General features: G+C 35.7%; 12 protein-coding genes. 11 read left to right on the forward strand and 1 reads right to left on the reverse strand.

Going from position 1 to position 15,088, the window contains the following annotated elements; all coding sequences use genetic code 11:
• Positions 1-123: 123 nt before the first annotated feature.
• Positions 124-1,059 carry a DNA-binding protein WhiA gene (gene whiA / locus BKP45_RS07505; RefSeq protein ID WP_071389132.1) on the forward strand — a complete coding sequence of 312 codons (936 nt, stop codon included), beginning with the start codon at positions 124-126 and terminating at the stop codon, positions 1,057-1,059.
• Positions 1,060-1,251: 192 nt separating this feature from the next.
• Positions 1,252-1,509 carry an HPr family phosphocarrier protein gene (locus tag BKP45_RS07510; RefSeq protein WP_071389117.1) on the forward strand — a complete coding sequence of 86 codons (258 nt, stop codon included), beginning with the start codon at positions 1,252-1,254 and terminating at the stop codon, positions 1,507-1,509.
• Between the two features lie 868 nt (positions 1,510-2,377).
• On the opposite strand, the gene clpP is transcribed toward BKP45_RS07510, so the two are convergent.
• On the reverse strand, positions 2,378-2,962 hold the full coding sequence (gene clpP, locus BKP45_RS07515; RefSeq protein WP_071389118.1) for an ATP-dependent Clp endopeptidase proteolytic subunit ClpP: 585 nt from the start codon (positions 2,960-2,962) through the stop codon (positions 2,378-2,380).
• An 841-nt stretch (positions 2,963-3,803) separates the two neighbouring features.
• On the opposite strand from clpP, the gene rpoN reads away from it, so the two are divergent.
• The 9 genes from rpoN (at position 3,804) to secY (ending at position 14,783) form a co-directional block, all read left to right on the forward strand.
• Positions 3,804-5,144: an RNA polymerase factor sigma-54 gene (gene rpoN / locus BKP45_RS07520; RefSeq protein WP_071389119.1), complete on the forward strand. Its 1,341-nt coding sequence runs from the start codon at positions 3,804-3,806 to the stop codon at positions 5,142-5,144.
• A gap of 42 nt (positions 5,145-5,186) precedes the next feature.
• Complete coding sequence (locus BKP45_RS07525) at positions 5,187-5,444, forward strand: glutaredoxin family protein (RefSeq protein WP_071389120.1); 258 nt, start codon at positions 5,187-5,189, stop codon at positions 5,442-5,444.
• Positions 5,445-5,734: 290 nt separating this feature from the next.
• Positions 5,735-6,766 (forward strand): sugar-binding transcriptional regulator, encoded by a 1,032-nt coding sequence (locus BKP45_RS07530; protein WP_071389121.1) that lies wholly within the window; start codon positions 5,735-5,737, stop codon positions 6,764-6,766.
• Positions 6,767-6,925: 159 nt separating this feature from the next.
• Entirely contained in the window at positions 6,926-7,933 is a 1,008-nt protein-coding gene (gene gap / locus BKP45_RS07535; RefSeq protein ID WP_071389122.1) for a type I glyceraldehyde-3-phosphate dehydrogenase, read from the forward strand.
• Between the two features lie 221 nt (positions 7,934-8,154).
• Positions 8,155-9,339 carry a phosphoglycerate kinase gene (locus BKP45_RS07540; RefSeq protein ID WP_071389123.1) on the forward strand — a complete coding sequence of 395 codons (1,185 nt, stop codon included), beginning with the start codon at positions 8,155-8,157 and terminating at the stop codon, positions 9,337-9,339.
• Between the two features lie 108 nt (positions 9,340-9,447).
• Complete coding sequence (tpiA, locus tag BKP45_RS07545) at positions 9,448-10,206, forward strand: triose-phosphate isomerase (RefSeq protein ID WP_071389124.1); 759 nt, start codon at positions 9,448-9,450, stop codon at positions 10,204-10,206.
• Positions 10,199-11,734 carry a 2,3-bisphosphoglycerate-independent phosphoglycerate mutase gene (gene gpmI, locus BKP45_RS07550; RefSeq protein ID WP_071389125.1) on the forward strand — a complete coding sequence of 512 codons (1,536 nt, stop codon included), beginning with the start codon at positions 10,199-10,201 and terminating at the stop codon, positions 11,732-11,734. Before tpiA ends, gpmI begins: the two co-directional genes overlap by 8 nt.
• A gap of 93 nt (positions 11,735-11,827) precedes the next feature.
• Complete coding sequence (gene eno / locus BKP45_RS07555; RefSeq protein ID WP_071389126.1) at positions 11,828-13,117, forward strand: phosphopyruvate hydratase; 1,290 nt, start codon at positions 11,828-11,830, stop codon at positions 13,115-13,117.
• A 385-nt stretch (positions 13,118-13,502) separates the two neighbouring features.
• Positions 13,503-14,783, forward strand: a complete 1,281-nt coding sequence (secY, locus tag BKP45_RS07560) for a preprotein translocase subunit SecY (protein ID WP_407639585.1) — start codon at positions 13,503-13,505, stop codon at positions 14,781-14,783.
• The last annotated feature ends 305 nt before the right edge of the window (positions 14,784-15,088 follow it).

A 15,088-nucleotide genomic window follows, 5' to 3' on the forward strand; every position in this document is an offset into this window, starting at 1 on the left:
TGAAATAAAAGGGAAGTATGGTAAGATGCATACCAATATGTGCTCCTTCTCTAGTAATTACTTAGAGGGAAACAACTCTAAAATATAGATAAAGGGGGGACTATTTTGTCTTCTTTCGCAGCTATGACAAAAAAAGAATTAACACAACTAGATACTGATGGGTGTTGCGCGAAAGCAGAATTAGCTGCCCTTATCCGGATGAATGGTGTTTTATCTTTTAGCAATAAGCAACTAGTTTTAGATATCTCTACTGAAAATGCTGCTATTGCAAGGCGAATATATACATTAATAAAAAAGACGTTTCCGATACATGTAGAGCTTCTCGTCCGAAAAAAAATGAGGTTGAAGAAGAATAATGTTTATTTAGTTAGAATTTCACAACAAGCACAAAAGCTTCTCGAAAACTTAGGGATTATGGAGGAAGGTTATCAATTTATTAGGCAAATTTCATCTGAAATAATAAACGATAATTGTTGTAAACGTGCTTATTTACGAGGTGCCTTTTTAGCTGGTGGTTCAGTAAACCATCCAGAAACTTCTTCCTACCATTTAGAGGTGTTTTCGCTTTATGAAGAGCATAATCAATCCTTGTGTGAATTAGTAAATTCCTACGATTTAAATGCAAAAGTGTTAGAACGGAAAAAAGGCTTCATTGTCTATATTAAAGAAGGTGAAAAGATTACCGAATTTCTAAATGTAATTGGTGCACACCAAGCTTTACTTTTTTTCGAAGATGTAAGGATCATGAAAGACATGAGAAACTCTGTTAATCGTCTTGTTAACTGTGAAACCGCTAACTTAAATAAAACCGTAGGGGCAGCAATGCGTCAGGTAGAAAATATCCGTTTTATCCAAAAGGAAGTAGGTCTTCATATCCTTCCAGAAAAATTAAGGGAAATTGCAGAATTACGAGTTAAACACCAAGATGTAACATTAAAAGAGTTGGGTGAAATGGTTTCTACAGGTAAAGTAAGTAAATCTGGAGTCAACCATCGCCTAAGAAAAATTGATGAATTTGCAAATAAACTTCGTGCGGGTGAAACCCACCACCGTTATTAAACGTAGTATAGAAAAGTACAGAGCACTTGTTCATCGAGGAAGTAAAAAGAGCCTTTGACTCTCAACTTATCGTAAAACGGGTGAAGGATAAGTAAAATCGATACGGAGCAGAGATAGAAATACTGTTCCAAGTCGTAAAAGTTAAGCGCTATTATTAAAACGAATATGAAAAAAAGAATAGGAGGAAAAGAAATGGTAGAAAAAACAGTTGTAGTTAAACTTAAATCTGGACTACAAGCAAGACCTGCAGCGTTATTTGTGCAAGAAGCAAATAAATTTAGTTCTGAAATTTTTATTGAAAAAGAAGGTAGAAAAGTTAATGCCAAAAGTATTATGGGAATTATGAGTTTAGCTGTAGGTTCTGGAAAAGAAATTACTCTTGTCATTGATGGTAAAGACGAAGAAGAAGCGTTGGACGCTTTAATTTCATTTGTTGAAAAAGAAGAGTAGGTATATTAGAGATATAGGATGCATAAAAAGAAGCTAGGTCGAAACCTAGACCGTTCAGTTTTGGGAGAGAAAAAGTGAATTCACAAACTAAATAACGGATAATTTCGCATTCAAATTCCATACAAGTTAACATTGTAATTAGCATACAAAACGCACAGATCTGTGCGTTTTTATCCTGTTTTCTTTTCTTATTGCACTAATGCTCTGCTAACGGACACAGTGGACCTTATTTTACCGATTTGATCAAATAATTAGAGCTATCGGACATGAGGTACGTTATTTCATGAAAATCTGCTATATTTGGTGCTAAATTAAGTAAATAACGAACCTGATGTCCGCTACCCCTTTTAAAATACTCCTTTGTTCACAAATAACGGCTCTCTTGTCCGATAAACACCGCTTTTTATATCCAAATAGAGGTGATGGTAGATACAATTAAAGAAAATAGTAAAGTCATTAAACAGCAATATTCTTAAACACCCCATTAATTTCTTGTTCTATTTTAGTTTCCGAATAATTAGCAACGCTTTTAGCATATGAAATAAAAGAGGAACATAAATCTATGTGTCTTGTCTAAACGATTTGCTAAATCCCTTGCTAATTTTAGTATAAAGCTAAACCAAACATTGATATAACAACAAAAAATAGCGTACCATATCCTATGTGAATTGGACGCTATTTCTATTGCTAGTTGTTATTTTCTCTCCGAAAACTGAACCCGTTAGTCGAAACCTTAGCTTCTTTTTTTATCTTCTAGGAAAGAATAGATTATACTACTTGTGGAACTAAAGGTGTCTAGCTCCAGCGCCTACGAGCTCGGTCACTTCAGTCCTTTTCGCTCGTGACCAAGGCGCTTACGCTTTTCTTTTTATTTCTTTTGAGTGAGTACCTCATCGATTAATCCGTATTCTTTTGCTGCTGGTGCTGTCATAAAGTTATCACGATCTGTATCACGTTGGATAATTTCAATCGGTTGACCAGTACGTTCTGATAGGATTTCGTTTAACTTTTCGCGCATTTCGATAATACGTTTCGCATGGATCGCAATATCAGATGCTTGACCCTGTGTACCCCCTAATGGCTGATGGATCATTACTTCACTGTTTGGTAAGGCAAAACGTTTACCTTTTTCACCAGCGGCTAGTAAAAATGCCCCCATTGAAGCTGCCATCCCGATACAAATTGTTGAAACTTGAGGTTTAATAAACTGCATTGTATCGTAAATTGCCATTCCAGCTGTAATTGAACCACCTGGACTGTTAATGTATAAAGAGATGTCTTTTTCTGGATCTTCTGCAGCTAAGAAGAGTAATTGTGAGACAATTGAATTAGCAACATTGTCATCAATAGCACTTCCTAACATAATAATGCGATCTTTTAGAAGGCGCGAGTAAATGTCATACGCGCGTTCACCACGATTTGTTTGTTCAATAACTGTAGGGATTAAGTTCACGATAATTCCTCCTTTTTTTGTGAAAAAAATTCGATTAATTGATACTTGTGGAAAAACTTCACCTTTCAATGGCGCTTAGTAAACGTTTTGGTATGTATATCATAATATAAAGGTCAGTGAAGGTCAAAGTTTTTGCATCGATATGTTTATATACTTCGATGAAATTTCCATAAGTCCTTCAAGAAACGCCTCTAATCTTTAATACATATTCATCTTTTCCGAAACTATTCAATTTAAAACAAGGAAAGTTTGGTGGTCTTCTAAAAAATAGAGATCCTAGTTAATTTCAGAGTAAGAATTAAAGTCAGTTAAGGTACAAGCCTTTTAGCTGCTATATCGATAAAAAAATTGAAAGAATGAAAGATAGGGTGTTCGAAAAAAAAAATTCCCGAAAAGTCAATAAAATTAAGGTTTATTGGAATTGAGACGAGAAGAGAGTGAATAAAATTAAGATATATCCAGATAAAAATGTTTTTGGTGTATAGCGTGAACTACTCACCATTTAACTTTGACGAAATTTAAAGTGGGAGCTTCTTAGTTCCGTGAAAGAAACCTATTATTTCCCACTTACTGTTGGGCTTTTCCCTTTATCCCACTCTTAAGGGGCAGTAAGACCCCCACCTCAAAACTTAAGAAAGTCAAAAAGTTTAGGTGGAGGATTAACTACCCCTAAAGGTGCGATAAGTTAAACTAACAATCAGTGGGGGATGAAGAAAAACCCCCACTGATTGAAGTTCAGCTTTATACGTTTTAAGAAGGGGTATTCTTTCGGAGAAGTTAAATATTTAGAAAGCACTGAAAACTATTGAATATTATGATAGAGTTCAGAGGAGGATGTATAATGAATATGGGGTTTGGTTTGTATCAACAAAAATCGATGAACCTTGCGATGACTAGCGAACTAAGACAAGCGATTTCCATTTTACAATATTCAACTCAAGAATTATTATCTTTTTTAGAAGAACAACATCTTGATAACCCCCTTCTTGAATTAAAGGTTAAAAGTGTTGTTGATAGTCAAATGGACCAATCGGATAGTCGAAATGAAGCATACGACGATTCGAAGGTCTATGAAGGTGATAGTATATCTCCTTTTGATAATATTAGTAAAAATGATACTAACCTACATGAGTACCTTTTAAGGCAAATTTGTTATCTGCCATTAACCGAAAAAGAAAAGAACTTAGTAAAGTATTTAATCTACTCAATTGATGAAAATGGATACTTATCGATAAAGATAGAAGAAGTCTCAAAGAAATTATCAATTTCATGTGAAGAAATATTGGAAGGTTTGGATATATTACAATCATTAGATCCATGTGGCGTTGGAGCTAGATCTCTTCAAGAATGCCTATTACTGCAATTACAGAACTTAAAGCCTAGAGATAACATTGCAGAAGCAATTGTCCAAAATTATTTGGATTTGTTTGCAGAAAAAAGGTGGAAAGAAATTACTAAAAAATTGTCTATCTCTATGGAAGAAGTTCAGAGGGTCTCCGATCTTTTACAAACATTACAACCAAAGCCTGGTTCTGTTTTCCACGATGAGCCACTTTCATACATTTATCCCGATATTAATGTTGAATTAATAGAAGGAGAGCTAATGGTTATAACGAATGATCGTTTGTTACCCAATATATCGATCAATAGAGAATATTGTCAACTTCTTCAACAAGCAAATGATGAAAAGGCAACTAAATACCTTCACCAAAAGTATCAACAAATATTGTGGTTGTTAAAAAGTATTAATCAACGTCAATCAACACTACTCAAGGTTACAAAAGCAATTGCGAATTATCAAAAAGAGTTTTTTATTTACGGGTATGAGTATTTGAAACCGTTAACGCTAAAAGAAATAGCTGCAGCTGTTAACATGCATGAATCGACGGTGAGTCGAGTAACCACACAAAAATATGTTCAAACGCCTAAAGGGGTATTTGAGTTAAAATTCTTTTTTAGTGCGGGGCTAAATGGTGAAGGTAGACGAAACACCTCATCGCTTTCTGTAAAAGAAGTGATCAAAAAAATAGTCGATAACGAAAACAAACAAGATCCTCTTTCGGACAAAGAAATTGTATCAATTCTAGAAAAAGATTATTCTATTCAAGTTTCTAGAAGGACGGTAAACAAATATCGAGATGAACTAAAGATACCTTCATCAATCAAACGAAAACGGTTTTAGAAAGTGGTTTTGTTCGTCTTATTATAATATCGGAGGAGTTTTATGGAGATTACGTATTATTCAAAGGATAATTGTTCCCTTTGCGATAAAGGGCTGATCATATTAGAAAGGATACAAAGAGATTTTCCATTCACAGTAAAAGTCGTTAATATTTATGAAGATGATGCTTTATTAGAAAAATACCAAATCATGATTCCTGTCGTAGAAATTGAAGGGGTAGAAGTAGATTCTGGAATTTTATCAGAAGAAAGAATACGATTTTTTTTCGAAAATAAAATACACAATATGAATGGATGTTAGATTTCACCAAAAATTCGATTAAAACGCTTACAATTGTGACAATTATTTAATTTATGTAAAAACAAATGAAATACACTTGAATACGTAGGTAATCCTTGTTACACTAATTTTGGTAATAAGGATTATTTTACTTTAATAAGCTTTTCATTGTTTTATTGAAATTTTTTGAAAGTTTAATAGAGTGAAGTTTGGATTACATATTTTTTTAACCCTTATGGGACACAATATGTCTATGAGGGACTTATTATGTCCTTTTACAAAGCATAGACAAAGCAAATAAGGGGAAGGTTATGAGAGTATTATTAGACGTTCAAAAAAAATTATTACCTGATCTTTTGAAAGTTTTATCGTTAAGGTATCGTATTTTAAGGTTTATTAGTTTGATGCAACCTATAGGGAGAAGGAGTTTATCATCAAGCTTAGGAATGTCAGAGCGAGTTTTGCGAAGTGAAGTAACTTTTTTAAAGGAACAAGGCTTAGTCGATATCGCAACGTCCGGTATGACTTTAACTGATGAAGGCAAAGTTTTACTTCTCCAATTAGAAGAAATTATGAAAGACGTTTTTGATTTGAAAAAGGTCGAGGACCAATTAAAGCAAAGTCTTGACCTATCTGAAGTTTTCATTATTCCAGGAGATAGCGACAAAGATCCTTGGGTGAAAAAAGAGATGGGGCGTACAACGGTTCAATTAATCAAAAGATTTTTACAGGGTGAGGAACGAAAGATTGTTGCAATCACTGGTGGAAAAACGATTGCTGCGGTTGCAGAAATGATGACTCCGGACAAGCAAATGAAGGAAACGTTATTTTTGCCAGCTCGTGGTGGGTTAGGTGAACAAGTTGAAAACCAAGCCAATACGATATGTGCTACAATTGCTACAAAAGCAATGGGGCATTATCGCTTACTCCATGTACCTGATCAAATTAGTAAAGAATCGTATAAGTCATTAATGGAAGAACCAAAAATCAAAGAGATATTAGACCAAATTCGTTCAGCTAATTTAGTTGTTCACGGGATTGGAGAAGCAAGGACAATGGCAGAGCGTAGAAGCTCTACAGATGAAGTTTTACATAAACTGAGTGAAAAACATGCAGTCGCAGAAGCTTTTGGTTATTATTTTAACCAAGTCGGGGATATTATCCATAAAGTCACAACCATTGGATTGCAATTAGAGGATATGACGAATTCAAAGTGTGTTGTCGCAGTAGCTGGTGGCTCTTCAAAAGCACAAGCGATACTCGCTTATATGAAACAGAAAAAAAGCAACATTTTGGTTACCGATGAAGGCGCTGCAAAATCACTATTAAAAATCCATTCATAAAATTTATTTTTTTATGGATACTAGAACTTAGGTATTTCATTTAGAATGATAAAAACAAAAGCAAAACTCAAGTTTTTAAACATTCTACACTAAATTGTTATTTAGGGTTTTCCCTTTATATATATAAAGTTTCAGCTATTTTAAGGAGGAATAATAATTATGGCAACTAAAGTAGGAATTAATGGATTTGGACGCATTGGACGTGTAGTATTTCGTGCAGCACTAAACAACCCAAATGTAGAGGTTGTAGCTATCAACGACTTAACAGATGCTAACATGCTTGCTCACCTTCTAAAGTATGATTCTGTTCACGGAACATTAGATGCAACTGTAGAAGCTGATGGTGAAAACTTAGTAGTAGATGGGAAAGTTATCAAGGTAACTGCTGAAAGAGATCCAGCTAAACTTACTTGGGGAGAGCAAGGAGTAGAAGTTGTAGTAGAATCTACTGGTTTCTTCACAAAACGTGCTGACGCTGCAAAACACTTAGAAGCTGGTGCGAAAAAAGTTATCATCTCTGCTCCTGCATCTGATGAAGATATCACAATCGTAATGGGTGTTAACGAAGACAAATATGATGCTGCAAGTCATGATGTTATCTCTAACGCATCTTGTACTACAAACTGTTTAGCACCATTTGCTAAAGTACTTAACGATAAATTTGGATTACGTCGTGGTATGATGACAACTGTTCACTCATACACTAATGACCAACAAATCCTTGACTTACCACATAAAGATTACCGTCGTGCTCGTGCGGCTGCTGAGTCAATCATTCCTACAACAACAGGTGCAGCTAAAGCAGTAGCTCTAGTACTTCCTGAATTAAAAGGTAAATTAAACGGTGGAGCTCTTCGTGTTCCAACTCCAAACGTTTCTTTAGTTGACTTAGTTGCTGAGCTTGACAAAGAAGTAACTGTTGACGAAGTAAATGCAGTTCTTAAAGAAGCTGCTGAAGGTCCATTAAAAGGAATCCTTGGATACTCAGAAGATCCACTAGTATCTCGTGACTACAATGGTAGCCCAGCATCTTCAACTATCGATGCGTTATCTACAATGATCATGGAAGGTAACATGATTAAAGTAATTTCTTGGTATGACAATGAGACTGGTTACTCTAACCGTGTAGTTGACCTTGTAGACTACATCGCTAAAAAAGGTCTTTAATTTCCAAGCAATACCAAAGGAAAAGAATATTTTTTGACGAATATAGTAACAGTGGCAGAGGAGAAGGGAACGAGTTTCTCGCTCCTCTTTCCAATGTTAGGGTAATGAAGATTGAGAATTCTAAATGTTAATCAATTTAGCTTAGCTAATACATAAAACATTTCGACATTCTAGATCATTCGACATTTTATATTTTTCATTTAAGAAGGAGGGTTTCACTTATGAACAAGAAATCAGTTCGTGATATCGATGTAAAAGGAAAACGTGTATTTTGCCGTGTTGACTTCAACGTACCTATGAGCGACAACCAGGTAAATGATGATACACGTATTCGTGCTGCTCTTCCAACAATTCAATTTTTAATGGAAAAAGGAGCAAAAGTAATTTTAGCTAGTCATTTAGGTCGTCCTAAAGGCCAAGTAAACGAAGAAATGCGCTTAACTGCTGTTGCAACTCGCTTAAGTGAATTATTAGGTAAGCCAGTTGTAAAAACAGACGAAGCTTATGGTGAAGCTGTTGAAAACGCAATTTCTGATCTTGCCGAAGGTGACGTTTTACTACTAGAAAACGTTCGTTTCTATCCAGGTGAGGAGAAAAACGATCCTGAATTAGCCAAAGCTTTTGCTAACCTTGCTGACATTTATGTAAATGATGCTTTCGGTGCTGCACACCGTGCTCACGCTTCAACTGAAGGTATTGCTCATCATATTCCAGCAGTATCTGGTTTATTAATGGAAAAAGAATTAGATGTCTTAGGAAAAGCATTATTAGATCCAGACCGTCCGTTTACAGCAATTATCGGTGGATCAAAAGTAAAAGATAAAATCGGTGTAATCGAAAACCTTCTTGAGAAAGTTGATAACTTAATTATCGGTGGTGGTCTAGCATTTACTTTTACAAAAGCTGCTGGACATAACATTGGAAGTTCTCTTCTTGAAGAAGACAAAATTGAATTAGCTAAGTCATTTATGGAAAAAGCAAAGGAAAAAGGCGTAAACTTCTACATGCAAGAAGACGTTGTTGTTGCTGATAAATTTGCAGCTGACGCTACGACTCAAGTTGTTGATGTTGATTCTATTCCTGATGGCTGGATGGGCTTAGATATCGGACCTAAAACAGTAGATACGTACCGTAAAGTAATTGCAGAATCGAAGCTTGTAATTTGGAACGGACCAATGGGAGTATTCGAAATGGAAGCATTTGAAAATGGTACAAAAGCTGTTGCGACAGCATTAGCAGATGCTCAAAATACTTACACAGTTATCGGTGGTGGAGACTCAGCTGCAGCAGTTGAAAAGTTTGATTTAGCTGCAAGTATGGATCACATCTCTACAGGTGGCGGAGCTTCATTAGAATTCATGGAAGGTAAACAACTTCCAGGTGTAGTTGCTTTAAACGATAAGTAAATAGGATTTGTGAAAAAATAGGGTGAAATGAAATGCTTATAATGACTTTCAAAAAACTCTATTGTTTCCATTCAACATTTCTAGATTGAAAAAGAAAGGATGATAACTATGCGTAAACCTATTATTGCAGGGAATTGGAAGATGAATAAAACAATTTCCGAAGCTAAGGCTTTTGTACAAGAAGTAAAAACTTTAGTTCCAGATGCTTCAAAAGTAGATTCTGTTGTTTGTGCTCCTGCGTTATTTTTAGACGCACTAGTAGAAAATACTGCTGGTTCTGATTTGAAAGTGGGCGCTCAAAACATGCACTTTGAAGAAAATGGTGCTTTTACAGGAGAAATCAGCCCAGTTGCGTTAAATGACTTAGGTGTTGCTTATGTCATTATCGGACATTCTGAGCGTCGTGAAATGTTTGCAGAGACTGATGAAACTGTAAACAAAAAGACACACGCTGCTTTCAAACACGGATTAGTACCGATCGTTTGTTGTGGTGAAACTTTAGAAGAGCGTGAAGCTGGAAACACTAACGATATCGTTCGTGTTCAAGTTGAGCAAGGTTTAGCAGGCTTAACTGAAGAGCAAGTTAAAGATGTTGTTATTGCATACGAGCCAATTTGGGCAATCGGAACTGGGAAGTCTTCTTCAGCACAAGATGCTAACGAAACTTGTTCATACATCCGTTCAGTAGTTGCAAACACATTCTCTCAAGATGCTGCTGATGCTGTACGTATTCAATATGGCGGAAGTGTAAAACCAGAAAATATTACTGAATACTTAGGACAAAGTGACATTGATGGTGCTCTAGTTGGTGGAGCAAGTCTTGATCATCAGTCATTCTTAAAACTTTTGGAGGCAGGAAATGAGTAAGAAACCTGTAGCTTTAATTATTTTGGATGGCTTTGCTTTACGCGATGAAACAAAAGGTAATGCTGTTGCACATGCGAAAAAGCCAAACTTTGATCGCTTCTGGAACGAATATCCACATGCACAATTAAAGGCAGCTGGTGAAGCTGTAGGTTTACCGGACGGACAAATGGGTAATTCTGAAGTTGGGCACTTAAATATTGGTGCTGGACGTATTGTGTATCAAAGCTTAACTCGTGTAAACAAGGCAATCCGTGAAGGTGAATTTTTTGAAAATGAAACTTTCTTAAACGCAATTAACCATGCAAATGAAAACAATACAAGTCTTCATATTTATGGTCTTTTGTCTGATGGTGGTATACATAGCCATATTGAACATTTATTTGCTTTGTTAGAACTTGCGAGCAAGAAAAATGTAGAGAAAGTTTATGTTCATGGATTTTTAGATGGACGAGATGTTGGACCTACTAGTGCAGAAGAATATATCGTTGCTCTTGAGGACAAAATGAAACAGTTAGGAACTGGTGAGTTAGCCTCTATTTCAGGACGTTACTATGCGATGGATCGCGACCAACGCTGGGAACGTGTTGAAAAGTCATATAAAGCAATGGTATATGGAGAAGGATTACAATATAAGAGTGCAGTTGAAGCACTACAAGACTCTTATAAAAATGAAATCCATGATGAATTCGTCTTACCTTCTGTAATCACAAAAGAAGACGGATCGCCGGTTGGTACAATTCAAGATAATGATGCAGTTATCTTCTTTAACTTCCGTCCTGACCGTGCAATTCAATTGTCTCAAGTCTTTACAAACAATGATTTCCGTGGTTTTGACCGTGGAGAGAAACATCCAAGAGATTTATACTACGTTTGTTTGACACACTTTAGTGAGACTGTAGATGGTGTTGTTGCGTTTAAACCGACAAACCTTGATAACACGTTAGGTGAAGTTTTATCTCAACAAAATTACAAACAATTACGTATTGCAGAAACTGAAAAGTATCCTCACGTAACGTTCTTCTTTAGTGGTGGACGTGAAGAGAAATTCCCAGGTGAAGAAAGAGTACTAATTGATTCACCAAAAGTTGCAACGTATGACTTGAAACCTGAAATGAGTGCATATGAAGTAACAGATGCATTATTGAATGAGATCGAGGCTGACAAGCACGATGCAATCATTTTAAATTATGCAAACCCTGATATGGTAGGACACTCAGGTATGCTTGAACCTACTGTAAAAGCAATTGAAGTAGTTGATGAGTGTCTTGGTAAAGTTATAGATGCAATTGTTGCTAAAGGTGGATATGCGGTTATTACAGCTGACCACGGTAACGCTGATGAGGTTATCACGTTAGAAGATAAACCGATGACTGCTCACACAACTAACCCAGTTCCAGTTATTGTTACAAAAGCAGGTGCTACTCTTCGTCAAGATGGAATTTTAGCAGACTTGTCACCTACTATTCTTGATTTATTAGGGGCAGATCAACCAGCTGAAATGACTGGAAAATCATTACTTGAAAAATAACCTTTATGAATTAGTAGCTAAGTGCATTTAACTAATGCACCTTATATTCTACAATCAAAAATTATAAAAATGATAAATAAGGAGTGTTTTAATATGTCAACAATTATTTCTGATGTTTATGCTCGTGAAGTACTGGATTCTCGTGGTAATCCAACTGTAGAGGTTGAAGTATATCTTGAAGGTGGCGCAATGGGACGTGCTTTAGTTCCAAGTGGTGCATCTACTGGTGAATATGAAGCTGTTGAGCTTCGCGACGGTGGAGACCGTTATATGGGTAAAGGAGTTCTTAAAGCTGTTGAGAATGTAAATGAAGAGATTGCTCCTGAGCTTGTTGGTTACGATGCTCTTGATCAAGTTGGAATTGACCATTTAATGATCGATTTAGACGGAACTCCAAACAAAAGCAAATTAGGTGCTAACGCTATCTTAGGTGTATCTATGGCTGTTGCTCGTGCTGCTGCTGACGCTTTAGACATTCCTCTTTACGTTTACCTTGGTGGATTTAACGCAAAAACATTACCAACACCAATGATGAACATCATTAACGGTGGTGAGCATGCTGACAACAACGTTGACATCCAAGAATTCATGATCATGCCTGTTGGTGCTGAAAAATTTGCTGATGCTCTTCGTATGGGTGCAGAAATTTTCCACAATTTAAAATCAGTTCTTAGTGCAAAAGGTTTAAATACAGCTGTAGGTGACGAAGGTGGATTTGCTCCAAACCTTGGATCAAATGAAGAAGCTCTTCAAACAATCATCGAAGCAATCGAAAAAGCTGGTTACAAGCCAGGTGAAGAAGTTCTACTTGCTATGGACGTAGCTGCTTCTGAAATGTACGAAGATGGTAAGTACAACATGAAAGGTGAAGGTGTTGTAAAAACATCTGAAGAAATGGTTGAATACTACAGCCAATTATGTGCTAAATACCCAATCGTATCTATCGAAGATGGTCTTGACGAAAATGACTGGGATGGATTTAAGAAATTAACAGAAGCTTTAGGAGATAAAGTTCAATTAGTTGGTGACGACTTATTCGTTACAAACACTGCTAAGCTTTCTGAAGGTATCGAAAAAGGAATTGGTAACTCAATCCTTATCAAAGTTAACCAAATCGGTACATTAACAGAAACTTTCGATGCTATCGAAATGGCGAAACGTGCTGGTTACACAGCAGTTATCTCTCACCGTTCTGGTGAAACAGAAGACAGCACAATTGCTGACATCGCTGTTGCAACAAATGCTGGTCAAATCAAAACTGGTGCTCCATCACGTACAGACCGTGTTGCTAAGTACAATCAATTACTTCGCATTGAAGATGGATTAGACTTCATCGGTCAATACGCTGGTAAAAAAGCATTCTACAACCTTAAAAACGTTTAATATCTTTTCATAGAAAATCCCCCATATTGATGGGGGATTTTTTACTACATAAAAAAGTACACATTAAAAGTTACATTCCTTATCGATTTAGTGGTTTCTCGTTATACGATCTCGCTATTTTGAATTGACTTAAAATGGTTACTAACTTTCGGAGTGACGATTAGAAGGTTTGGGACATAAGTATAACTAATAAAACGATTATAAAAAAAGCAATAATACACTGAGTAATTATTCAAAAATTTACCGAATATTAATTTTTGATTAAATCTACTATATTTTAATGAAAAAATTTGAAAATATGCTAATATGAGGACAAGCTATCTAAACAAAATATTATCTAGAAATCATTGAGAGAGGTGTAAGGTTGTTGAAAGCGCTTATAAGTATGTTAAGAGTGAAAGATTTAAGACAGAAAATATTTTTTACCTTATTAATGCTAGTTGTTTTTAGATTAGGTACATTTATTCCGGTACCTGGTGCTAACCCAGACGTTTTAAAATTTCAAGATCAAATGAATGCGTTTGGTTTTTTAAATACATTTGGTGGCGGAGCACTTGAAAACTTCTCTATCTTTGCAATGGGAATTATGCCATACATTACAGCTTCGATTATTGTTCAATTATTACAAATGGATGTTGTACCTAAATTTGCTGAGTGGGCCAAAGAAGGAGATTCAGGGCGGAAAAAATTAGCACAAGTAACTCGCTATGGTACGATTGTATTAGGTTTTATACAAGCAATCGGAATGTCAATTGGTTTTAATAATCTCATGCCTGGATTAATCCCAAATCCTAGTGTTGGTAAATATTTATTTATTGCCTTAGTTTTAACAGCTGGAACAGCATTTTTACTATGGTTAGGTGAACAAATTACTGCAAAAGGAATTGGTAATGGTATTTCAATTATTATCTTTGCTGGTATTGTTGCCGCATTTCCTAATGCAACTAATCAATTATATGCAACAAGAATTGAAAATGCAGGAGAACAATTATTTTTAGGCATCGTAACAATTTTATTACTTGCTCTATCATTTTTAGCGATTATTGTTGGCATTATTTTTGTTCATCAAGCACTTCGAAAAATTCCAGTTCAATACGCTAAGCGATTAGTGTCTGGAAAGCCTCAAGGTGGAGGCTCGACATATTTACCGTTAAAAGTAAATGGCGCTGGTGTTATTCCAGTTATTTTTGCAATGTCCTTATTTATCTTTCCACCAACTATTGCTGGGTTTATCGGTGATAGCAATGCAGTTGCCAGTTGGATCTCAAGTAATTTTGATTACACGAAGCCGTTTGGTATGGTTGTTTATAGTGCGTTAATCATCGCATTTACGTATTTCTATACATTTATTCAAGTCAATCCAGAAAAGATGGCAGAAAACTTAAAAAAACAAGGTGGCTATGTTCCGGGAATTCGACCAGGGAAAACAACACAAGCATATATTACTAGAATCCTATATCGTCTTACATTTGTTGGGGCAATGTTTTTAACGATTATATCAATCATTCCTGTTTTCTTTACAAAAATTGCTGACTTACCACCTTCTGTACAAATTGGTGGTACGGGATTAATCATTGTTGTTGGTGTTGCTCTTGACACTATGAAACAAATTGATGGACAACTTGTAAAACGATCCTATAAAGGGTTTATCAAAAAAACGTCTTAAAAGATTGAACCTTCCTTTAACTAAAGGAAGGTTCATTTTTCATAATCAGAATTTAAAAATTTCGGCTCTATAATAATTGTTGGGGTATCCAAACAATTAGGTTAGTGGTGATATTCTTCTTTTTTGCTTCATGGGCGTAGCCCATGAAGCAAAAAAGAACACGCAACCTACCAATTCTTTTATACTTGAATTGACGAGAAACAAGTAAAAGATTGGGGTTGCGTGTGAGTGAATTTTATCATAGATTTGCCAGGATTGAAAGATGTGCTCATTAAGAAGGTTGAAGAGGTTGATCATGTCATACG

This window comes from Anaerobacillus alkalidiazotrophicus (genome assembly GCF_001866055.1).